Below are 24620 nucleotides of genomic sequence, written 5' to 3'. Positions count from 1 at the left end.
TTGACTTGTTTCAGGTTGCAGAAAACAGGTTGCAGGTTCCCGACGCGTCGGGATAACCCGTTACCAGTTTCCGGTTACCTGTAACCGGCGCTATGTTATGCCTATGCATTTCGCGTAAGCGCTATGCTTCACGATTCGCCATTGCTTAATTATTAAAAAATTAAATCACCTCAAAGCCATTTATATTATGAAAAGACTATTACCCACTTGTTTATTATTGGGCGCACTAACCACGCTTCAAAAGAGCGCACATGCCCAGAACTGGCAGTTGGTGTGGCAGGATGAGTTTACCAATGGCATCAGCGCCGATTGGAATTTTGAAACCGGTAACGGCGGAGGCGGCTGGGGCAATAACGAACTGGAATATTACCGCGCCGAGAATGCTACAGTTGAAAACGGACAACTGGTTATCACAGCCAAACAGGAATCATTTGGCGGTTATAACTATACCTCGGCCCGCATGAAGACCCAGGGCAAAAGATCCTGGAAGTTCGGCAAGATAGAAGCACGTATCAAGATGCCTGCATTCTCAGGGATCTGGCCTGCGTTCTGGATGCTGGGTGATAATATTTCATCAGTTGGCTGGCCTTCCTGTGGCGAACTTGATATTATGGAACATATCAATTCCGAAAACATAAATTATGGCACAGCACACTGGTCAGACCCCAATGGCCAGCATGCTTCCTATGGTGGCAATACCGCTGTTACCGTAACCGATTACCACATTTACAGTATTGAATGGGATACCAACTACATCCGCTGGTTTGTAGATGGTACTAAATACCATGAAATTTATATTGGCGGCGGTATCAATGGCACCAGCGAATTCCAGAACAACTTCTTCATTCTGCTGAATATGGCTGTTGGCGGTAACTGGCCTGGCTTCAACATCGACAACGGTGGTTTACCCGCAAAAATGTATGTTGATTATGTGCGCGTTTACCAGGATGGTGGCGGTACACCTACGGGCCCGGTAACATTTTATAAAGATTGTAACTACAGCGGAACTGCCGTATCGCTCCCAACCGGCAGCTACACGCGGGCGCAATTGATAGCCAAAGGCATTAATGACGACGAGATCTCTTCTTTAAAAGTACAAAGCGGTTACAAGGCAACATTGTACTGGGACGACAACTTCACCGGCAGTACACTGGTTAAAACCGGTGACGATGAATGCCTGGTCGATGATGGCTGGAATGATAAAGTCACTTCCCTTGTTGTAAGCACCAATACTTCATCAACCAGCACCCTGATACAAGCTGAGAGCTATAGCAATATGTCGGGCGTGCAAACCGAAGCTACTACCGACGCTGACGGCGGCCTGAACGTGGGTTATATAGATGCGGGTGACTGGCTGGCGTACAGCGCCGTTAACTTCCCTACTTCCGGTGCATACAAAATAGAATACCGCGTGGCAAGTTTGAACGGCGGCGGTAAATTATCAATTGATCTGAACGCCGGCGCCATTGTATTGGGACAACTCGATATACCTTCTACCGGTGGCTGGCAAAACTGGACCACCATTTCACATACAGTAAATGTAACTGCTGGCACTTACAATCCGGGTATTTATGCCGTAGCAGGAGGCTGGAACCTGAACTGGATCCGGATCACACCGTTGAACGGCGCCAGACAAACAACCATGGTAAATAACCTGATCGAAAATTCTGTGCAATCAGGTAAATCAATCTCCATCTATCCCAATCCGGTTCAACAACAATTGAACATCACCAGCGGCGAATCATTGTCGGGCGGACTCATTCGCATCTTTGATCTCAGCGGCAAACAGGTTATTACGGCAAGACCCGCCTCTAACCACATCGATGTATCTGCACTGGCGCCAGGCGTATACACCCTGGTATTCACCAAAAACAAAACGAGGATCACTAAAGAGTTTGTGAAATAAACCATTCATCCTGTAAATCAAAAATCTAAGATCATGAAGAAAAATCTACCGGGAAGGATCTTCCTTGCTCTTCTATTATTCGCATCGGTACAGCGCGCATCAGCGCAGTTCAAAGTGGTTGGCTATATGCCATCATGGGCTGGTGATGTAAATACTGTGCAATACAGTAAGCTTACTCATATTAACTATGCTTTCATTCTGCCTAACAGCAATGGTACTTTACAAGGCCTTGACAACCCAGGAAAATTGTCGAGCCTGGTAACCAAGGCGCATGCCAATGGTGTAAAGGTGCAGATCTCCGTAGGTGGCTGGAACGATGGTAATGACAGTGGTTTTGAAGGACTGGCTGCTAACAGCGGCTCTCGTTCTACCTTCATCAATGCCCTGATAAGCCTGGTTAATCAGTACAACCTCGATGGGGTTGATATTGACTGGGAATACCCGGACAATGGCGCTTCTGCCAACAACTACCTGACGCTGATGACGGCACTGTCTACCGAAATGCACAACCGAGGCAAAATTTTGACTGCGGCTGTAGTAGGCGATGGCGGAGCAAGTATCCTGAACGGAGTGTTCAATGTAGTTGACTTTTTGAACCTGATGGCTTATGATGAAAACGACTATCAGCACTCAACGTATGCTTATGCACAGAAATCAATGAACTATTGGCTTGGCCGTGGTTTACCCAAATCAAAATGCGTATTGGGTGTTCCTTTTTACGGTCATCCTACCTGGGAATCATATGCCCAACTGGTTAACCGTGGCGCTGACCCATATTCTGACACATATGATGGTGTTGGTTACAATGGTATCACTACCATCAAAAACAAAACCAACCTGGCATTCGACAATGGTAATGGTATCATGATGTGGGAGCTGAGCAACGATCTGTTTAACCAATACTCATTAGTATCAGCTATTCATGATGTAGTTCTTACCAGAGGTGGTGGAACCAATCCTCCTCCTCCTACAAGCGGTATCCTGATCCAGGCTGAAAGCTATAGCAACATGTCTGGCATTCAAACCGAAGCAACTACCGATGTGGATGGTGGTCAGAATGTAGGCTGGATCGATCAGGCTGACTGGTTGGCTTTCTACAACATCAACTTCCCTGTTACCGGTCAATACAAAGTTGAATACCGTGTTGCCAGCCTGAATGGTGGCGGCGTTGTATCGTGCGATCTGAACGCAGGTTCTATTCAACTGGGTCAGATAGCTGTGCCAAACACCGGTGGCTGGCAGAACTGGACAACCATTTCTCAGACTGTAACTGTTAACGCAGGCACCTACAACTTTGGGGTGTACGCACAAGCTGGTGGCTGGAACCTGAACTGGATCCGTATTACACCGGTGACTACTACAAAAGTAGCCCGTACTGAAGCGTTTACTGGTCTGGTTGATGCTTCTATCCAAAACGGTAAAGCATTCAACATTTACCCCAACCCTGTTCAACAACAACTGAACATCCAAAGCGGTACTTCGTTGGAAGGCGGCATCATCCGGATCTATGATATCAGCGGTAAAATAGTAATGTCAGCACGTGTGGCTTCAAACAAGATCGATGTATCTTCTTTGACTAAAGGTGTATATACCCTGATGTTTACTAAAGGTGAGCAAAAGATCACCCGCCAGTTCATTAAGTAGTAGTTTTTGTGTTCTGTTAATTAGCTAATAACCCTGTCAGATCTAAACCGTAGTGTGCATATTCATCGTATGCATAATACAAAGCTTTGATCTGACAGGTTTTTTATTTTATACATTTTACATCTTAACCACGCAACATGCACAAATTAAATCTGTACCTGCTGGTAGGCCTTGTAGTAGTAGGTTCCGCAACCTATGCACAACAGGATAAACGTTATCCTATCGGCAGTAGCAACAACGTATTGAACGGCTTCAGAAAGCAAATAGCTGCCAGACAAAAACCCAATGGGCTCAGTAGTTTGCAGTTACAATTATCCCCTTCCCTTTCATTGCCAGCTGCTATTAATTATCGCAGGTCATTAAGTTCAGGTTCTGAACAACTGGCGGGTACCATTGAAAATGTACCCAACTCGTCGTTCTACCTGCTATTTGAAGGCAAATCAGTGAGCGGCCACATTTTGCTGCATAACACTAAAAAAGCCTATAAATATTATTCCGACGAAAACGGGGCAGTATTTGTTGAAGAAACAGATATCAATAATGTAGTTTGTATAGACTATAAACAGGCAACCAGCGAAGTAACCAACGCCAGTAACGCAGCCCCTGCTATCGCCAATGCAGCAGCAGCTGTTACCGACCTGCAAAGCTTTCCCGGTGGCAATGGCTGTGTACTGCTCGACTTCGATGGACAACTGGTTTCAGGCACTGGCTGGAACAACGGTAATCCCATCAATGCAGCTCCGGCCAATTTAACAGATGCTGACAAAGAAAAGGTATGGCAACTTATCAGCGAAGATTACCGCCCGTTTCATATAAACATCACCACCAGTGAGGCCGTTTTTAATACGTATCCGAAAACAAGAAGAATGCGTTGCATTTTTACACCTACCAATACGGCTGCCCCGGGAGCCGGCGGGGTAGCTTATGTAGGTTCCTTCAAAACAAATGATGATACCCCCTGCTGGGTATTTAACAGCGGCGCCAGGGCGGCCGGCGAAGCCGGTTCGCACGAAGTGGGTCATACGCTGGGGCTTTCACACGATGGACGCACCAACCCGGTTGAAGAATACTACGAGGGTCAGGGCGGTTGGGCTCCCATTATGGGCGTGGGCTATTACGTATCGCTGGTACAATGGAGTAAAGGCGAATACGCCAATGCCAGCCAAAAGCAAGACGATCTGTCAATCATTACCAGCTCAGCCTATGGCTTAGGGTATCGCACCGATGATTATGGCAATACTACTGCAGCAGCCGCACCGCTCACCGTTAACACCGCAGGCAGTGTAAGCAATGCCGGGTTAATAGAGCGCACAGGCGATGTAGATATGTTTGCCTTCAGCACTACAGGTGGCAATCTCAATCTGACATTTACTTCTAACGCCGCATATCCTGATTTGGATATCCTGGCCACTTTATACGATAAAAATGGTACGGTCATTACCACCAGCAATCCTACCGGGCTAAATGCCGGCATCAGCAGTACGCTGGCGGCAGGCAATTACTATGTTTCGGTTACAGGTACGGGTTCAGGCGACCCGGTTACCAACGGTTATTCCAATTATGGATCGCTGGGTACTTACACCATTACCGGTACTATTACCGGCGGTTCTACCCCAACCGGCAATAAATTGCCTTCAGTGACCATTACCTCACCTGTCAATGGCAACACCTTTACAGCACCGGCAAATATTACCATCAATGCAACTGCTACCGATTCCGATGGAACTATCAGCAAAGTGGAATTCTTTAACGGTTCCACCAAACTGGGCGAAGACGCTTCTTCTCCTTATTCATTTGCCTGGTCGGGCGTGGCAGCAGGCACCTATGCAGTAAAAGCAGTAGCTACCGACGATCGCGGTGGACAGGCTACCACCCAAATTACGGTATCAGTTGGTAACACCCCTGGTGTCACTGTTTATAAAGATTGCAACTATGCCGGCTATGCCATCAACCTGCCCATTGGAACCTATACGCTTAACCAGCTGATGGCGAAGGGTGTATTGAACGACGACATTTCTTCCATGAAGGTGAACAGCGGGTATGAAGCGGTTTTGTATCGTGATGATAATTTCGCCGGATCCGCCTATTTGTTCAGAGGCGATGCATCATGCCTGGTAACCGTAGGGTTGTCTGGCGGTTCTACCGTAAACTTAAACGACTGGACAAGCTCCATAGTAATTCGTCAAACAACTGCCAGGGCCTCGATGGCAGCAGCGGCAGCAGCATCCGATGCCGGCGTAGTACCGTATATAAATTATTCGCCCACCTTACAATTATTGCCTAACCCGGTAGATAACGAAATGGTCATCCGGTATGGCAATATGGGCGATCATTTTGATGTATCCATCGTTAATATCAACGGCGGTGTGGTGTATTCAGCGCCACGCATCCTAAGCGGGCAATCTATCAATGTTGTTAACCTGCGTCCCGGCATCTACTTCGTTAAAATAAATACAGGTAAAGAAACCATAACAAGGAAATTGATCAAGCGCTAACAAAGGCTAAAACTTTTGTACGCCGAAGAGAATGGCATGAAAGAATAGTCCATTAGTCCATTCCGTCACCCACGGAGCGGGAACCATGCCACCCGCTCCGTTTTTCTTTGGCCGTCGTAGCCCTGGCGAAGGCGGGGAAGGAAACCGTTAACGAAAAACTTACAAGCCATTAACAATATCAGCCGGCGTTAACCGTCTAATCATTCATATAAAACACGGCATTATGAATCCAATAGCATTTCCCATTATCACCGGCATTGTTATGATTGGCATTATATTATCTTTTTTTCTCAATAGCAAGCGCAACAAAAACGACAGCGACCTTAATATTTACTCCTGAGTAAATCAGTTGACGAGTTAACCAGTTAACCCCCACTTCATGGGGGCAGGCTCTGTTAACTCGTCAACTTTTCAACTGACTTTTTGGTCATATCTAAATTTTACGTATCTTAGGTATCATATTCCCCATCTACTGAAGACACTTCAACTCTCTGAATACCGCTATTAAAGATTGCTTTCTGATTGCGAGCTCATTCCTTCCCAATGAATAATTCTACATACAGGCTTTTCATCACCTAAATTATGTTTATGAATGGATCATTTTTACTATTTGAAAAACCAATGATAAAGAGTGGTTGGTGCCCGGTCACTGGGCATCGACCATCACTCTTTTTGATTATTATTCTTTAGTTAAGGGAGAATCAGTGATGCTTAGCAGGGAAACCAGTTCCCTGGGCGGGGTCTTTTGTATTAAATCCTGGTGATTGAACAATTGCTCATACCGTCCCTTGGCTGAGATGGTTTGAACCGATAAAACAATTTGTGATAACCGCAAAAATGCCTGCTCCCAGGTTTTGCGCACCAGCTCACCCCAGGCGGGGTATTGGTTCAGCAGGGCGTTCATATTATTTCTGGATATATACAAGAGAGAACAATTCTCAATGGCTTGTATATTGAATTTGGCCTGGCATTGATAAGTGTAACTTTCAAGGTCGGTAAAGAAATTTCCTTCAAAAGCAAACCAGTTAGTCACCACCAGGTTATCGACCATCGTATAAACACGAAGCGAACCGCTTTCTACATAATAATAATTCTCACAATACTGACCGTATTTTATGAGGTGGGTTTCCTTCTCCAGGGTCATTGGCTGAAATAACTGCACCATATGCTCCAACTCATTTTCCGTAACGGAAATGGTACGTTTAATATGGTCTTTCAGCGTTTTCATTCAATATAAATTATAGACGGGATGGTGCAGCAGGCGGGAATGCACTAGTCAACAGGACCATAACCGGTATTTCAAAGGTATGATTAATAATAGGTGTTGCATATACGTGGAAATACTATTTCGGAATTAATAATTTGTTTTTCCTGAATCGTAACTTCCTTTTGGTTTTTACGCATAAGTTTGTACCTACGCAAACATTACAAGACCAGCGGAACCCCAGGTAGATCCCGGGGATTCCGCCTGGCACAAGCCTTCGCAAATCTGGCTAACCTCCACTCACGCCCAACAGCAATCTTGAATAAATAAGTATGACCGGGATCTTGTTTATGCCTTTATTATAATTAGGAATAACACTCCATTACGAAAATAGCTAAATAAAGTTTTGCAGCCTTAAGCAATAATTTAATACACGGTTCACATTTTAGTAATATCGAAAGTTTCCCTTTGCGCTTTCTTCAAAAATCGACTACTTATCCTTTTACTATCGCTAACGGTGCTATGCCTGCATTTTAAAAATTAAATTTATTAAGGCTCCCTGATTACAATCTCGTAACACCAAACATTTACTATGAGAAAAAAAATCATGCGTTTTTTTTGTTTCCCGCTTGTCAGAAAAACAACCTTGCCATTGCTAACAGCATTGATGCTTTTATTCACATTACCTGTATTAGCCTTTCAACAGCAGGACCGTACAGTTAAAGGAAAAGTAACAGATGATAATAAAGCCCCGCTGCCCAGTGTGAGCGTTACCCTACGTGGCACAAACAAGTCAGTGACTACCGATGAAAGTGGAAATTTTGAGATCACTGTTCCTGCCGGCAAAGCCGTTTTGCAGTTTTCTGCGGTCAGCTTTGTGACCAAAGAAGTATCTGTAGGCAGCCAGACAACCATCAACACCACCCTTACTCTTCAATCGAAACAGTTAAGCGATGTGGTGGTAGTTGGTTATGGTAAATCGAGCAAAAGGAATATCACCGGTTCAATAACCAGTATCAGCAACGAAAACTTTAACCAGGTAGTAACCGGTTCACCAACCCAGTTATTACAGGGTAAAGTAGCAGGTTTGAACATCGCCCGCAGCGGTGACCCTAACAAAACTCCATCAGTAATCCTGCGTGGGCCTTCTACCCTGCGTGATGGTGCCAATGATCCCTTTTATGTAATAGATGGTGTACCCGGCGCTAACCTGGAACTGGTAGCCCCTACCGATATCGTATCTATCGACGTGCTGAAAGACGCCTCTTCAACCGCCATTTACGGCGCCCGCGCTGCCAACGGGGTGATCATTATCACTACCCGCCGGGCAAAACAAGGCCAAACCATGTTGTCCTATAACCCATATGTTGCCATTGAAACCGTATCAAATAAAATTGATATGCTGAGTGGCGATGAGTTAAGAGATTACCTGGGTAAAAACGGACAAAGCCTGATATCACAATACAACGACAGTGGCGCCAATACTAACTGGCAGGATGAAGTGATGCGCACAGGCGTTTCACACAACCATAACCTGGCTTTCACCGGTTCACAGGGCAATACCCTGTATGGCGCCAGCATCAACTATTTCGATAACCAGGGTATTGTAAAAACCACCTCGCTGAAACGCATTATAGCCAGGGGTAATTTAGAGACCAAGTTCTTTAACGACCGCCTGCGTCTGGCTTTTTCAGCCACCAACAGCACTGCCAAACACCGCGACGTTGACCAGGGCGCCCTGTTCAACAACATGCTTACCTATATGCCTACAGTAAAGGTGCACCGTCCCGATGGCTCTTTTACGGAAGATCTAAGCCGTGGCGGTTATTTGAACCCCGTTGGTATCATTGCCAACAACCTGTTTGATAATAAAGAAGAAAATACCTTACTGAACGGTTTGGCTGAAGTAAAGATCGTGAAAGGCCTCACCTATACCCTGAGCATTTCAAACCAGAAACAACGGATCGATTCAAACTACTACAATAATGCAAGCTCAGGACAGGCAGTAGGCGCCAATGGCAGAGCCCACCGCGGCAGCTATGAGAACAACAGACAGATCATTGAATCTTTCTTCAATTACGACAAAACCTTTGGTGATCATAATTTCAAATTACTGGCTGGTTATTCGTGGCAGCAGGACCGCACCGGCGATGGCTTTGGTGTCACTACCCAAAACTATACCAATGACCTGCTCAACTATAACAACCTGGCTGTAAGTAATGGATTGGTGGTAAACAATATCAGGTTCGACAATAACATCATCTCCACCCTGCGCCTGATCTCTTACTATGCCCGTCTTAATTACCAGTTCAAAGACCGGTATTTATTCCAGGCCTCTTTACGTAAAGACGGATCTTCTGCATTTGGTAAGAACAACCGCTGGGGTTACTTTCCAACTGTATCAGCCGGATGGCGTATTACCCAGGAATCGTTCATGGCCGATCAAAAAATATTTGACGACCTGAAACTGAGAGCCGGTTATGGCGTATCGGGTAACTCACTGGGCTTCGATGCATTCACCGCCATTACCCGTTACGATGCAAGCGGAAAATTTTATTACAATGGCCTGTACCTTAATGGCCTGTTACCTGTAACCAATGAGAACCCCGATCTGAAATGGGAAAGCACTGCCATGACCAACATCGGTCTTGATTTCGCTGTGTTGAAAAACCGCATCACCGGTTCTATTGACTATTACATCAAAAATACCTCTGACCTCATCTTCAATTACCAGGTGCCAAACACTGTATATTTTACAAGTTACATGACGGCCAACGTTGGTAAAGTAAAAAATACCGGTATTGAAGTGACTGTAACCGCTACACCGGTTCAAACCAAAGCTTTCAACTGGACCACTACAGTGAACGCATCACATAACAAGAATGAAGTGGTTTCCTTATCAAACGGCAGATTTAAGGCACTTGATTATTATCCCCTTGCTTATCTGGGTGGAAAAGGTCAAACCGGTAACTGGAGCCAGGTGCTTGTTGAAGGCCAGCCAGTGGGAACATTCAGCCTGTGGCATTATATGGGCAAGAACGATGCCGGCACCAGCACCTTCCTCACAAAAGACGGAAAGACCATTGCCAGCCAGCCGAGTACAAACGACCTCATGATTGCAGGCAATGCCCAGCCAAAACTGCTGTTTAGCTGGAACAACACCTTTACTTATAAGAATTTCGATCTGAACTTCTTCTTAAGAGGTGTAACCGGTAACAAGATCCTGAACAATACGTTGGCGCAATTGAACAGCCCCGCCGATTCAAAAAACAACAACGTACCTAAATTCACACTGGGTGAAGCCTTCACTGATAATGTGGCGTACCTCACTTCAGACCGCTTCCTGGAAAAGGGCGACTATATTCGCATGGATAATGCTACACTGGGTTACTCGATCAAAACAAAGGTGAAGACCATCAGCAAACTGCGCGTATATGTTTCCGGGAACAACATCTTTACTATCACTGGTTATCGCGGTATCGATCCTGAGATCAATATCGGAGGTTTAACGCCAGGCATAGATGCTAAAAACTTCTATCCCAAAACAAGATCGATCATCATTGGCGCCAACATCGTGTTCTAATACTATTCAATAAAAAATACGAGATCACACTATAATAAATAATTACCAGTATGAAAAAAACATTGATCGCATTACTAGCTATCGTTTTTATAGCGAGTGCGTGTTCTAAACTGGATGTTACACCGGAGTCGCAATACACCCTTGGCAACTTTCCCAAAACGCCACTCGACTATACGGCATTAATAGGCCCTATTTATACCCAGCTGGCCAGCAAATATGCTATTGAATATTTCCGGATGCAGGAGCTGACCACCGATGAGGCCATTATTCCCGGCCGCGATGGTAACTATGATGACGGTGGACAATACCGCCAGCATCATCACCACCAGTATACACCCGATCACTCAAATGTGAAGGATGTATGGTCCTGGGGATTTGGCGCCATCAATACCTGCAACCGGGTATTAAGCAACATTGCCAATTCATCCATGGCCGAAACAGATCCTGCCCGCATCTCCTCTACTGCTGAAGTAAAGGCCATGCGTGCCCTGTTCTATTTCTTTATGATGGATATTTACGGAAACGTTCCTATCGTTGATACATTTCCGGTTAATGATTTACCAGCTACTAAAACAAGAGCTGAAGTGTTTGCGTTCATTGAAAAAGAACTGAAAGCCGTGGTTGGTAAATTACCGGTAAAAGACCTTAACAATCCTATTCCTACTTATGCCCATCCAACCAAAGGCATGGTGTATGCCCTGCTGGCAAAAATGTACCTCAATGCTGAAGTATACCTTGGCCCCGGAAATAAAAAATATAACGAGACAGTAGCCATGTGCGACAGTGTTATTGCCTCTAAAAAATATTTCCTCGACCCCAGCTATGCATCGGTTTTTGCACCGGATAATGGTCCCAATACTACAGAGACTATTTTCGCCATCCCTTACGATCCGCTGTTGCTGGATGGCAACCAGTTTACCCGCCATGGCTTTATGGCGTATATGTACCCTGTTTATGGCGTGCCTAACAACCTGAGTGTGTCCATGAGCACTACGCCTGCATTTTACGACAGGTTCAACCTGCCCGGTGATGAACGCAACAACACCTGGCTCGTTGGTAAACAAACCTATAAAGACGGCACTCCATTTACTATAAAGATCACCAAGAAAGACCTGGATGCCAGCTATTCAGGCCCTGCCGGCGATACGATCTGGCAGTTGGAGATCAGCAAAACGCTTGTAATGACCGGTAAAAAGCCTTTTGATGTGGGCAATGATTACAAGGCCCGTTGTATGGGTGTTCGATCTATCAAGTACTATCCCGACAGGGCTACTACCGCGCTTACCCGCATGAGCGGCAACGATATGCCGATCTTCCGCCTGGCCGATATTTATTTAATGAAAGCTGAAGCCATTTTACGTACTGCCACCCCTACTACCGTAAATGGCGAATTGCAGGATGCAGTGGTATTAATGAATAAAGTACGCGCCCGCGCCAAGGCGCCAACAGTTACAGCTGTTACCCTGGATGAACTGCTCGATGAGCGCGCCCGCGAACTGTACTGGGAAAACTGGCGCCGTAACGACCTGATCCGTTTTGATAAATATGAGATAGAATATCCTATCCCCGGTGATGTGGCCACACCCGGGTATGATAAACCTAAAATGAGCACAGACGCCTACCTGAAGCTTTTCCCTATTCCAAACACGGAAAGAAAGCTGAACGTAAACCTGGCCCAGAATGATGGGTATCAAAAATAAATAAGGATGCATCGAATATAAGCGAATCCCGTCCCGGGTTAACCGGGGCGGGATTTTTTTTTCCGGGAAGCTGGGGTAGCAATACAAGGGTGGCAGCTGATTTCGAAGCTGACTTTACATCAACAAACAAGGACCAATCAAGGAGGTAACAGGGACTTTACAAGGATAAAATCCCTGTCAGGTCCCTGTGAGGTCCCTGTTATGTCCCTGTTAGGTCCCTGTAAGGTCATAAAAAGACCATACAAATTCCTTGTTCTGGTTGGAAACAGGTTACCGCTGTAATAAGATACCAACTTTAGTAAATCACCTCCATAATACTCTGATTATAAGCTTGATGCTTGCTGCATTCTTCTTATCTTCCATTTATGACTGCCACTGACCTCACCACCAGCAACAGCACCCGCAGCACCGAGATCATTGCCGGGATCTCCTCCTTTCTGGCCACCTCTTATATTATTGTGGTGAACCCTTCTGTGCTCAGCCAGGCCGGTATGCCCTTTAGCGGGGTGTTGACGGCGACGGTGCTGGTGTCGTTTTTTAGTAGTTTAATGATGGGCTGGTATGCAAAAAACCCGGTACTGGTAGCGCCGGGCATGGGACTCAATGCCTTCTTTACATTCTCCGCCGTAATTGGCATGAAGGTTCCCTGGGAGGTAGCATTAGGTGCGGTGTTCTGGAGCGGGATATTGTTTTTAATACTGTCAGCCTTCAATATCCGCACGTATATTGTCCGCGCCATCCCCCGGCCATTGCGTTATGCTATTGCAGCAGGCATTGGATTATTTATTACCCTTATCGGCTTTGTAAATGCGGGGTTCATCGTGCACAACCCTGCCACCATTGTAGGCATTGGAAAATTGCAACCTACCCTGCTTACCTTTCTCGCCGGTTTATTATTCACGGCCATACTCGTAACCCGACAGGTAAAAGGCGCCATCCTGATCGGCATTGTTTTCACCACGCTGGCAGCTTTACCAATAGGCCGTTGGTGGGCGTTGGATACACCGCCACTCATTTCCTGGAAAGGAGTTTTTGCCGCACCGGATTTTAGCCTGGTGTTAAAACTCGACCTGGTGCATTCCCTGCAATGGTCGGTAGTGCCGGTGATCTTTGCCTTTGTATTTACCGATATGTTCGACAGTCTTAGCACATTGGTTGGGTTATCCGAAGCCGCCAACCTGTTGGATGAAAAAGGCGAACCCCGTAATATAAAACGGGCATTAATAACCGATGCCATGGCCACTACCATTGCCGGATTGGTGGGAAGCAGTCCGGGTACTGCTTATATTGAATCTGCAGTAGGGATTAAAGAAGGGGGTAGAACCGGGCTTACAGCCATTACCGGCGCCTTGTTGTTCCTGCCCTTTTTATTTTTAGCGCCCCTGTTATCGGTAGTACCGGCCATTGCTACTGCGCCCGCATTGGTACTGGTGGGTGTATTTATGGTGCAACCTGTCACCAAAATCAACTGGACCCAACTCGACGAAGCCATCCCCGCCTTTCTCGCCATGGTTATTATTCCTTTTTCGTATAGTATAACGCAGGGCATCATCTGGGGCTTCCTTACCTGGACCGGGATTAAATGGATCATGGGGAAGAACGGGGATATTTCTATTGCATTGTTGGTCATTGATGCTTTTGCGATAGTAGCGTTGATCCTTGAATAGAAAGGCCGTTGCCAGTTACCAGTCACCGGTTGCCGCGATGAAGTCTTTGCCCTTTGCCCTCTGCCTACTGCCTTCCTCCATTTATTTACAACACCTACTTCTTACCGAACCAGCCTAACCACTAAAAATATCAGTCCATTATTTTGGTGGACTTATAAAAAGATAGTAATCTTGTACTATCAGGTAATATCTATTCGCCTAACCGGAACCCTAAACCGGGAAACTGCTTTTACCGGCACCAAATAATTTATAATGTATATAGCAAGGTATACTAAACACCGCTGTTGTTGTTACTACTGCTGCTGATCTCCACGATTGCATGGCTGCTGTATTGCTATTCGACCCTTACTGATAGATACTAACCTTTTCATTTAAATAGTCGCCGAACGCTCCATTAAAACTAATCGCTATGACAACAACAGATGTAATTATCCTTTCAAAAAAGATCGCCGTTGGCATTCTCATTTTTTTGATACCGCTGGTAATAATTGCCGGAGGTCTCTGGCTCGCTGATCTACTTATCATTAATCGATAATCAAATCTATTATACAATGAAACCAGCCACGCTCTCACAAAAAGTATCCCGCGATGGGTTGATCAGTGTGTTTATCTATGCACTGCCCGTTGTGTTGATGTTCCTTAGTTTTTATATTACCGGATCAAGACCCTGGGAACAACATGGCCCGGCCGTATTACCTTTCAAAGCGCCGCATTTTCTGGAAGCGATCTTTAAAAATCTAAGTACCTGGGGACTGCCCGCAATTATGCTCATACTGGGTATTGTTGAATTTGCAGTAGGCTTGTATGAAAACAAATGGACAAAGAATGAACGCATACTGGATATCATCTGCTTTATTGCACCGAAGTTTATCATTCGTCCGCTTATTGCCTATTTTGGATTGAAAGTGCTGCCCATTCTTTTACCTGGCGGAAAAGACGCTTTTGCCTGGATCCCCTTCTGGTGGGGCTTTTTTATCATTGCCATTGCAGATGACCTTACACAGTACTGGTACCATCGCCTGCATCACCAGTTACCGTTCTTATGGCGTTTTCATCGTACCCACCACTCTGCGCCTTATATGGGTATGGCCATGGCCAGCCGGCAAAATGTGATCTATACTATTTTCTTTTCGCAGATCTATTTAACCACTTCCCTCACCTATCTGGGTCTTGGATATTCCGCGTTGTTTGTCACAGGAATAAAATCATTGATCACTACAGGTGCGCATTCCAGCATTCCCTGGGACAAACCTTTTTATACCATCCGATGGCTGAAACCAATCGGCTGGGTGCTGGAGCGGCTTATTTCCACGCCTGCTACCCATCATGCGCATCATGCCGATAGCAATGATGATGGTATTGGTCATTATAAAGGGAATTTTGGCAATATGTTCTTTTTGTGGGATGTGCTCTTTAAAACGGGCATCATTACACGGCAATATCCCAAAGCATATGGGTTGAAACATTATAAACAGGAAGAATGGTATGCGCAATTTTTATGGCCCGTTTTTAAATCCAGGAAAGAAGGCAGTGAACTGGCGGCTAATGGACCAGAGGTTGGTGATACCCCCCCAGCCCTAAAAGAAGAGGAAACCGCAGCAGGCTATTCGCTGCAGGCCTGATGAAAGTGCTTTTTGTTCTTAGTTCATAAGTTATTATGTTCATGAGTTATTTTATAACTTAAGAACCCACGAACTTAATAACTTATGAACTTACCTCTTATTACTTCAATTGATATACTTTAAACTGACTCACTTCCTGATGTGACTTCGTGCTACGGAAACCAAAATAACCTTCCTTTAATGGCGATGGGTCATTATACGAGAAATAACACTGGCCATCCACCCAATACGAAGTGACCCCGTCTTTCACAACGATCGCAATGTGATATACTTTATTGGGCTGTAGCAAATGGGCTGCATCTAAAAATTCCTGCAATAACTTTCTCTCTCCATTGCCTTCATATTTTCTGAACCGGGTTGTACGATTGGTATTACCACCCATGCCTACATAATACAATTGCAACGAGTCATACGACTCCAGCACACCTTTGCGCGTAAACAGGTTCTTATTATGTGGATCTGTGGCCATCCAGAAATTGTTAAGGTCCGACAGGCGATCGTTCACGCCGCCCGCTACCACTACTTTCCGGTCGTATTCAATTCGAATATTGTTTTTAAATAACCGGTTCAACCAAACTGTTACGCCGCCTTTGGTATCTAACACCAACTTATCTTTCTGAGCATATACTGATGTGCTTTCCTCAGGCGCTGTTTCAACGATCCATTGATGGGTGTCTAACCGTTTTGAAAAACTATCTGAGTATATCAACGTACCGCCTTCCAATGAGCTGGTAGCTGTTTGCTGTTGTGCCCTGGCCGGGATAGGCCCCGCTGTCCATAAGATAAAAAAGACAAAAGTAATAGTGAAGGATATATGTCGTTTTTGCATATTTATAAGCAAGCCTTTGATCGTTAAATGATACAGGGAAATTAGCCAGCTGTACGGAAACTCCATCCTGCACCAACCTGAGACAGTAACTTATATTTATGAGTAATTAGTTGTTAAATAGTTTGGTTGCATCTATTATCCAACTAAATTTGTAGGGTATTAAGCATGTAACCATTGTAAGCTCTTTGTTATTATATCCCCATTGTTATACATTGGCACGCTTTTTTAATAGTAGTGGCCATTAAACAAAACAGCGTTGTTTAAATAATTTGGCTTAGCTTATTATGGCGATTATTAATAATATCATAATCGATCATTAACAAAAAAGGATCAGGCAATTCATTTATTTCAAACCATTAAATAGTCTATATATGAACACATTCACTGCCCGCGTTGAATTACATAGTGCGAACCCGACCGATTACTCAAACCTGTATACTGAAATGCAGAAAGAATCATTGGTGGCAGCGGGGGCCAAAGCTGATGCTGGTAACGTGGAGTTTAAAAGCAAGGAGAAGGCATCCATAAACGAAGTAATAGATGCAGTGGTGCGCGCCGCTTCAAAAACGGGTAAGAAATTTTCTTTTACTGTAATGAAAGATAAGAACCTGGAAAAGCTGGAGAGCAGAGTACGTTATCATTTACATCATTCATAATAATTGTTGCGATATTCTTCGAAATTTAAGTTGACAGGTTAACTGGTTAACAAGTTAACTTGTCAACTCTACCAGCTTACTTCCCCCAAAAAAAAGAACAGAGCATCGTGAGTAATGCCCTGTTTTATTTTGTCTGTTCACAATCCCCAATAATGAGTTGATATACCTAATTTATAAAATTCCGGCCTTTTTAACCAGGGTATAAACACGGTATTTGTAATAATCGCGGTTTACGAAAAGGGTTTCGTTACTATATGAAGGGCTTTTTGGCCGAAAGTAAATAATTGGTTTTATCTTGTTTGCGTAACCAATTGGTCTGATAACCAGTTACTAAACTATGGTAAAACAAATACGAAGACTCAGGACTGGCAATTTTATATTGCTGTTCCTGGTAACGATGCTGCCCGCAACGATTGCCGCCCAGTTAAGCACCAAAGCTTCCTACGATTTAATAAAACGGGTAATCCCCCGTTATGCCGCCTCGTTTATTGTTGAAGACCTGCCTGCCGAAAACGGAAAAGATGTGTTTGAAGTGGAAAACCGCGGCAAAAGCATTGTACTTCGCGGTAATAATGGCACCTCCATCGCCTGCGCCCTGTATCATTATCTTACTGAATATTGTCATTGCCAGATCACCTGGAACGGCACCAATCTGCAACTACCCGCCTCTCTGCCTATAGTGAAAGAAAAAGTACATAAGGCTACGCCCTATACTTATCGCTACTATTTGAACTATTGCACCTTCAATTACAGCATGAGCTGGTGGAACTGGGAGCGCTGGCAAAAAGAAATTGACTGGATGGCCCTGCATGGCATCAATATGCCGCTGGCCATTACCGGCGAAGAATATACCTGGTACGAAGTGTATAAAGAAATGGGCTTTACCGATGAGGAGTTGAAAAACTTCTTTTGCGGCCCGGCCTATTTTGGTTGGTTCTGGATGGGCAACCTCGATGCCTGGGGCGGTCCGTTGCCATTAAGCTGGATGAAAAGCCATAAAACATTACAGGAAAAAATACTGCAACGCGAAAGAGAGCTGGGCATGAAACCGGTACTGCCTGCCTTTACCGGACACGTTCCGCCCGCGTTCAAAAAGAAATACCCAAACGCCAAACTAAAAGCCACCAACTGGACGAATGGTTTTGCCGATACCTATATTCTGGATTCGCAAGACCCGTTGTTTGCAGCAATCGGGAAACGCTTTCTGCAAAAGCAAACAACCCTGTTTGGAACCGATCACCTGTACTCAGCAGATACTTTCAATGAAAACGAACCACCTTCTGATGATTCGGCGTTTCTTTCCGCATTGAGCGCCCGCATTTATGAAGGCATGAAGCAGGCCGATACGGCAGCCACCTGGGTGATGCAAGGCTGGTTGTTCTATAGTGACCGTAAATTCTGGAAAGCGCCGCAGATTGAAGCGCTGTTGAAAGCAGTTCCGGATAATAAAATGATCCTGCTGGATCTGGCTGCAGAGATTGAACCGGTTTGGAAACGCACCGATGCCTTTTATGGCAAACCCTGGATCTGGAATATGCTGCACAATTTTGGCGGCAATGTAAACCTGTTTGGCCGCATGGATGGCGTAGCTTCAGGACCGGCACAAGCCCTGAACGACAAGGCCTCGGGCAAGCTATGGGGCATTGGGTTAACCATGGAAGCCATTGAACAAAACCCGGTGATGTATGAACTGATGACCCAACATACCTGGCAAACCACCCCTGTTGATCTGGATGCCTGGATCCCCCAATACGTGCTGAACCGTTACCGCACCAATAACAACAACCTGGTGAACGCCTGGCAAATACTAAGGAAAACAGTGTATAATGGCGCTGTAATTCGCGATGGCGCCGAATCGATCATTACCGGCCGGCCTACATTTGATTCCACTACTGTTTGGACACGCACCAAACTCAACTATGAACCAAATGACCTGTTGCCTGCCTGGGACCTGTTTATCCAGGCTGCCGCCAAAGGCGTCAATTCCGACGGTTTTCAATATGACCTGGTGGATGTTACCCGGCAGGTACTCGCCAACTATGCCGCCCCGTTACAAAAAAAATGGGTGGCTGCATTCAAAGAGAAAGACAGCACGGCTTTCAACAAATACAGTAAAGATTTTTTGCAACTCATCAGCGATATGGATCTGCTGCTGGCCACCCGTAAAGATTTTATGCTGGGCCCCTGGTTATCTACTGCGCGCAGCAATGGCGCCACGCCTGCTGAAAAAGCCCTGTACGAACAGAACGCCCGCGATTTAATCACCCTTTGGGGCGATGCCAATAGTCCGTTGCATGAATACTCAAACCGGCAATGGAGCGGGTTGCTGAATGATTTTTACAAACCCCGCTGGCAGCAATTCTTTACGGTATTGCAACGATCCTTACGTACCGGTTCAACACCCGACCTGAAACAATTTGAGGAAAATATTCGCAACTGGGAATGGAAATGGGTAAATAGCCAGTCTTTATTTCCTGTAGGACCTGTTGGTAATAGTGTTCAGGTATGCCAAATGCTTTATAAGAAGTATAGGGGGAAGTTGACCAGTTGACCTGTTGACGAGTTGACACGTTGACAAGTTAACTAGGGAAAAGGAGGTTTGTTGAATAATGTAGAAAGTTGATAGAGTTGAAAAGGTTGATAGAGTTGATAAAGGAACCGGGAGACAAGAATGAGGCTTTCAACTTGGAAGTTGCTTTGCCGCGTCGCGGCCTTTGCCTTTTGCCCTCTGCCCTTTGCCTTACTTAAACGAATAAACAACCCCGGGTAACCATTTGCCAAATTGATAGCTGGGGGCAAATGATAATGTATTTTTCTTTTTAGCCGCAGCCTGTTCCGATTTCAGTTTTGCATACCGGTGATAATTATTCACTACCTGCCGGCCTATGAGGTGACCGATTATCCCTCCTATAAGCACATCAGAGGCCCAGTGTTTGTTTTCCGTAATACGGCTTAAACCAATAACAGTCGCGGCACCGTAAGAAAGAATTTTAATTGCAGGCCGGTCGCTGTATTCCATGGCATATACGGTAGCGGCAGCAAAAGCCAGCGTTGTATGCCCCGATGGAAATGAAGTGTAGGAGTAGTTGTCAGGTTTGTTACCGTTCGCGTCTTTTTTAAATTGATAAAACGGGCCATGCCAGAGAGATTTATTTGAATTAATTTCCGGATTATAATAATATGGTCGTTGCCTTCCCGATAAAAACTTGAGTGCTTCAAAGATCACTGCCGATGAAATATAAGCCTGGGTGGCCAGGAAGGTGGTGGTCTTTATCTTTTCATTTTTAAAAAGAAAACCATAGGTGCCGAGGGCAGCCAGCGTATACACTTCATATGGACCGCCAAACCGCGTGACGAATTTACTGGTGTTTACCAATGTAGGACTTTCTTTACGCCAGGTTACGGCCGTTTGGCTAATAGGTTTATCTAACAGCAATACCCCGGCGGTTATGCCCACTACAGCGGCTGTTCTGTACCAGTCGCGTGGTTTTGCATGAAATGGCGAGGTAACCTGTTGTTTGATGTCATCGCCCAGTAAAGTAAAGTAAACAGGAAACGTGATCTTTGTTTTCTGATTGTAGAATTCCCGCCCGATGCTGTCTTTATTGCCTCTTTTTAACTCAGGCGGCAGTTTGTTTAAACTATCCAGTTTCTTTGGTATTGTATCATTCTGCGCCAATACTGTAAAGGGTAATAGCATCAACCAGAAAATACCATTTCGTAGCTTCTGTCTCATGTTGAAAGACATTTTATGTATGTTGGACTTCGCAGTAATGCATTAAAATATTATGCCATCCAACATATTAGTTACTATTCAATTAACTACTTAATTCTGAAGAGTTTTTGAAGCTTGCCAGGGGTATCCTATTTATGCCCCGAATTCCAGCGGATGGAGATATTTATCACCCGTCCATCGATTGGCGCCCATAAAGGTTTAAACGTGGGATCGGTGATGGTTCCGGTATATAACGCTTCGTGCCTGCTTTGCCGGTAATCGAGCAGGTTCTCGCAATTCAGCACCAGGCTGACCTTTTTGCCAAACTTCCTTTCCAGCATCAGCGCCATAAACAGATAATCCGGGGTTTTTGTATCTCCATCACGATATTGTGTACCTGTATAAGATCCTTCCAATCCAAACCGCCAGATGCTTTCTATTTCGTATACCGCTACAAATGCAAACCGGTTGCGGGGCGTGAGCGGCATAAACTGGTTGTCTTTTAAATATTTTCTTTCTGCAATGGTATAGGTATACCCGGCATACAGTTCCCAATCGTGCAGTTTTAGTTGAACATAGGTGTCAAAGCCACGCGTGAGTATATGGCTGCCGGCATTGTTAAACGATACCGGTCCTGCGGCTTCTTCCGTTGCAATAACCGGGTTGTTGATCTGCGTTAAAAAGAAAGCATGGTTTATGAATATGGAACTTTCTTCGCCAAACTCTTTTTTGTAATTGATCTCCGCATTGTAGCCTATTGATCTTTCTGCCTGTATACCGGGAGGTAATGATTGGATATCCTGGATGGGGTAATCTACAGTTTGTACGGCCAGCGGGTTGGGTGCTTTATAACCGAAGCCTACCCCCAGTCGCGTAGCCCATTCTTCATTGAACCGGTGAAATAATGCCACGCGTGGCAATACAAAGTCGCCATAGTGGTTGTGATGATCGGCCCGGAGACCAGCTTCCAGGATGGTATTTACCGGTAAGTTAACGGTAGCCTGGGCAAAGGCGCCTACAGTGTTATTATTAAAATCGGTTAATGCTACCGGATCGGAAGGTAGTATTTTGAAACGGTCGCCGGTTGCATTTACCCCGGCTACAAAACTGTATTTCTCTTTAGGAATAAGTATAGAAGCTTCAGTAAAATAATTGAACTGGTTCCCTTTAAAATGATGGATGTTGGTAGTGATCTCCCGGTCAAAGGAGGTTACGCTGGCTTTCAGCTGCAGCCTGTTGTCGCCACCTATTGTACGATCAACCAACAGATCACCAGTATGACGATCAGTTTTATTCTTTTCAAAGAATTGATGCAGGGCATCTCCTTTTGCTTTTATCACCTGCATATCGCCCCCATTGCGGGTTTCAAAGGTACTGGTATAACCCAGTGCAATGGTTGTTTTGCTATCCGGATAAAAAAAGAACCGGGGATGCAGGACCACCGCATCAATCTTTGGCACGTCGGAAAAGTTATCATCATTTACATCAACAGCATCCTGGTGCGTTATGCCACCAAAAAAATTATAGCCTGCTTTCTTATTTCGTTTTGCTACATATGTATTGAAATTGCTTTCTTTTAGCGTACTCTGATTAAACGTAAACATCCCCTCCTGTTCATAACCGGGCCGTTTGGAGATAAGATTGATAAGTCCGCCGATAGCGCCGCCACCATATAGTGTAGAAGCAGATCCTTTTATCAGCTCCACCTGTTTAAGATCGAGCGGTGGTATTTGCATAATGCCAAAGCCGCCACTGAACCCATCAAAAAGTGGCATACCATCGCGTAATATTTGTGTATAACGGCCATCCAAACCCTGGATACGTACATTTGAATTTCCAGATACAGCTGAGGATTGCTGAATTTGTATGCCGCTTACATCCCCCAATATACTGGCAATGTTACCGGGTTTAATAGCGTTTTCTTCGTCCATATCTTCCTTTCCCAGCACTTCCACTTTCAGCGGAGAGTTTTCCATCCGCTGGTTATTACGGGTGCTGGCCAGTACTGTTACTTCTTCCATTTCTTTATGCGTAGCAGTTAACAATACTTCATGCCAGCTGGTATCGGGCAAAGTAACGGTGAGTATAAAGAGTTCATACCCTACTGAAGAAAACTGAATGGTGTGTTTGCCGGCTGACAGCCCGATTATCACGGCCTGGCCACTGTCATTGGTAACAATGCCTTTGCCGCCGGTTGGAGTAACCGATATCCCGGGCAATGCCTGTGCGGTTGTTTTATCCTTAACAGTTACCCGGAAAATTCCCTGAGCAGAAACAGCCAATGTGCATACCAGGCATATAATAAACAGCATCCAGTTCTTCATGCGTTAATTTTATAACGAACCATTTAATACGCATGCAACCTAGTCCGGGAATCTGTCAGGATTTTGAAGCCTTATAATGTAATAGAAAAGATATGTAATCCCTGCTGGTAATCATATTGTAATGTATAGCCAGTTACTGCACACACCTGTTTTACGATCGACAGGCCCAGTCCGTTCCCATCTGCTTTTGTATCGGGATGGCGATAAAAACGCTGGCTTACTTTTTCCTTTTCCAGGGCGGGCAATAGAGACGTGTTGGATATGGTCAATTGATGGGAGGTCAGTTCTATTTTAATAATCCCCCCATCTTTATTATACCGGATGGCGTTGTTCAACAGGTTATTCACGATAACTTCCGCAAGGTGAGCGTTACAGGAGATATACACCGGCGTTAGTTGCGTTTGGATCGTAATCCTTTTTGAAGCCAGGAGTTCCGCTAACTCGTCAGTTTTTTGCAGAATTATTTTATCCAGATCGATCTTTTCCTGTAGCGGGAATTGTCCATTCTCGATGCGCGCCAGTAATAGCAGGTCATGGTTCAGGCGGGTTAACCGGTTTACAGACTGGCCAATGGTTTGAATGGATTTATCGTGGTGCTGCAATACATTTTCATCCTGCATCAATGCTTCTATATGCGTTCTAATCACCGCCAGCGGGGTTTGCATTTCGTGGGCCGCATTGGCGCTGAACTCTTTCACCACCTGGTAATCCTGTTGCGCGCGGTCCGTCATGCTAATCAGTTGATGGTTCAACAGATCAAACTCGCTAACGCCGCTAACCGGTAATTGCAGGGCCAGCTGTTTGGCCAACTGGTATTGCTCAACCTCCTCTACAGTTTTGTAAAAAGGCTTCCACAGGCGCTTTATCACCATGCGGTTGATGACATAACCTGCCAGCAAGATGAGTGCTATCATGCCAGCGCCGACTATTATAACCAGTTGTAACAGGTCTTCGGTTTCCACCTGCGATTTGGTTATTGTTGCCCGGTAACTTTTGTCCCCCACCTTAATATCAAAAGCCAGTTTCCGCATCCATTCCATTTCATTACTATCCGGGTCCGTCGCCTTTTCACTATAATATATAGTTCCCGGCTGCAGCTTATTGGTAACCACATAGGTGATCTGCTGGTTATAGGCATTCACCACCTCCGGCAGTTTATTATGCATTTGCACATAGGAGATTATTTCCGTTTGTTCTGTACGCAGGGATGCATCCAACTGCTTGAGCAAAACGGCGCGCAAAACAACATAAAATGCCACACTACCCACCACAAAT

The 24620-nt window shown here is 45.2% G+C and carries 14 protein-coding genes; 9 read left to right on the top strand and 5 right to left on the bottom strand.

The features are described from left to right. Positions 1-187 precede the first annotated feature (187 nt). The 3 genes from ACJ751_RS04010 to ACJ751_RS04000 all read left to right on the top strand — a co-directional run bounded on the left by ACJ751_RS04010 (position 188) and on the right by ACJ751_RS04000 (position 6045). A complete protein-coding gene (locus tag ACJ751_RS04010; RefSeq protein ID WP_407744084.1) occupies positions 188-1906 on the top strand; it encodes a carbohydrate-binding protein in 1719 nt (572 codons plus the stop codon). A gap of 33 nt (positions 1907-1939) precedes the next feature. After that, entirely contained in the window at positions 1940-3550 is a 1611-nt protein-coding gene (locus tag ACJ751_RS04005; protein ID WP_407744083.1) for a glycosyl hydrolase family 18 protein, read from the top strand. 137 nt (positions 3551-3687) lie between these two features. Beyond that, the gene (locus ACJ751_RS04000; RefSeq protein WP_407744082.1) at positions 3688-6045 is read left to right on the top strand and encodes an Ig-like domain-containing protein; all 2358 of its coding nucleotides are present in this window, start codon (positions 3688-3690) and stop codon (positions 6043-6045) included. Positions 6046-6724: 679 nt separating this feature from the next. Here ACJ751_RS04000 and ACJ751_RS03995 read toward each other — a convergent pair. Next, positions 6725-7273, bottom strand: coding sequence for a Crp/Fnr family transcriptional regulator (locus tag ACJ751_RS03995; RefSeq protein WP_407744081.1), 549 nt, complete (start codon positions 7271-7273; stop codon positions 6725-6727). Between the two features lie 568 nt (positions 7274-7841). Between ACJ751_RS03995 and ACJ751_RS03990 the strand changes: the two genes are divergently transcribed. From ACJ751_RS03990 to ACJ751_RS03975, 4 genes are all read left to right on the top strand, one after another. After that, a complete protein-coding gene (locus tag ACJ751_RS03990) occupies positions 7842-10832 on the top strand; it encodes a SusC/RagA family TonB-linked outer membrane protein (protein ID WP_407744080.1) in 2991 nt (996 codons plus the stop codon). 50 nt (positions 10833-10882) lie between these two features. Beyond that, complete coding sequence (locus tag ACJ751_RS03985) at positions 10883-12532, top strand: RagB/SusD family nutrient uptake outer membrane protein (RefSeq protein ID WP_407744079.1); 1650 nt, start codon at positions 10883-10885, stop codon at positions 12530-12532. Positions 12533-12897: 365 nt separating this feature from the next. Continuing rightward, positions 12898-14199, top strand: coding sequence for an NCS2 family permease (locus tag ACJ751_RS03980; protein ID WP_407744078.1), 1302 nt, complete (start codon positions 12898-12900; stop codon positions 14197-14199). 551 nt (positions 14200-14750) lie between these two features. After that, positions 14751-15821 (top strand): sterol desaturase family protein, encoded by a 1071-nt coding sequence (locus ACJ751_RS03975; RefSeq protein WP_407744077.1) that lies wholly within the window; start codon positions 14751-14753, stop codon positions 15819-15821. 100 nt (positions 15822-15921) lie between these two features. On the opposite strand, the gene ACJ751_RS03970 is transcribed toward ACJ751_RS03975, so the two are convergent. Next, a complete protein-coding gene (locus ACJ751_RS03970; RefSeq protein ID WP_407744076.1) occupies positions 15922-16650 on the bottom strand; it encodes a DUF6250 domain-containing protein in 729 nt (242 codons plus the stop codon). 371 nt (positions 16651-17021) lie between these two features. On the opposite strand from ACJ751_RS03970, the gene ACJ751_RS03965 reads away from it, so the two are divergent. Continuing rightward, complete coding sequence (locus ACJ751_RS03965; protein WP_407744075.1) at positions 17022-17306, top strand: hypothetical protein; 285 nt, start codon at positions 17022-17024, stop codon at positions 17304-17306. 337 nt (positions 17307-17643) lie between these two features. Beyond that, positions 17644-19857, top strand: a complete 2214-nt coding sequence (locus ACJ751_RS03960) for an alpha-N-acetylglucosaminidase (RefSeq protein WP_407744074.1) — start codon at positions 17644-17646, stop codon at positions 19855-19857. A gap of 189 nt (positions 19858-20046) precedes the next feature. Here ACJ751_RS03960 and ACJ751_RS03955 read toward each other — a convergent pair whose 3' ends face one another. The 3 genes from ACJ751_RS03955 to ACJ751_RS03945 all read right to left on the bottom strand — a co-directional run. Beyond that, entirely contained in the window at positions 20047-21042 is a 996-nt protein-coding gene (locus ACJ751_RS03955; protein ID WP_407744073.1) for a phosphatase PAP2 family protein, read from the bottom strand. Between the two features lie 128 nt (positions 21043-21170). Then, entirely contained in the window at positions 21171-23345 is a 2175-nt protein-coding gene (locus ACJ751_RS03950) for a TonB-dependent receptor domain-containing protein (RefSeq protein WP_407744072.1), read from the bottom strand. A gap of 71 nt (positions 23346-23416) precedes the next feature. Beyond that, the coding region (locus tag ACJ751_RS03945) for a sensor histidine kinase (RefSeq protein WP_407744071.1) at positions 23417-24620 on the bottom strand (1204 nt) is incomplete at its 5' end.

The sequence above is a fragment of the Niastella sp. genome, from assembly GCF_045805085.1.
Taxonomy (GTDB): domain Bacteria; phylum Bacteroidota; class Bacteroidia; order Chitinophagales; family Chitinophagaceae; genus Niastella.
This window is presented reverse-complemented; position numbering and strand designations above follow the sequence as displayed.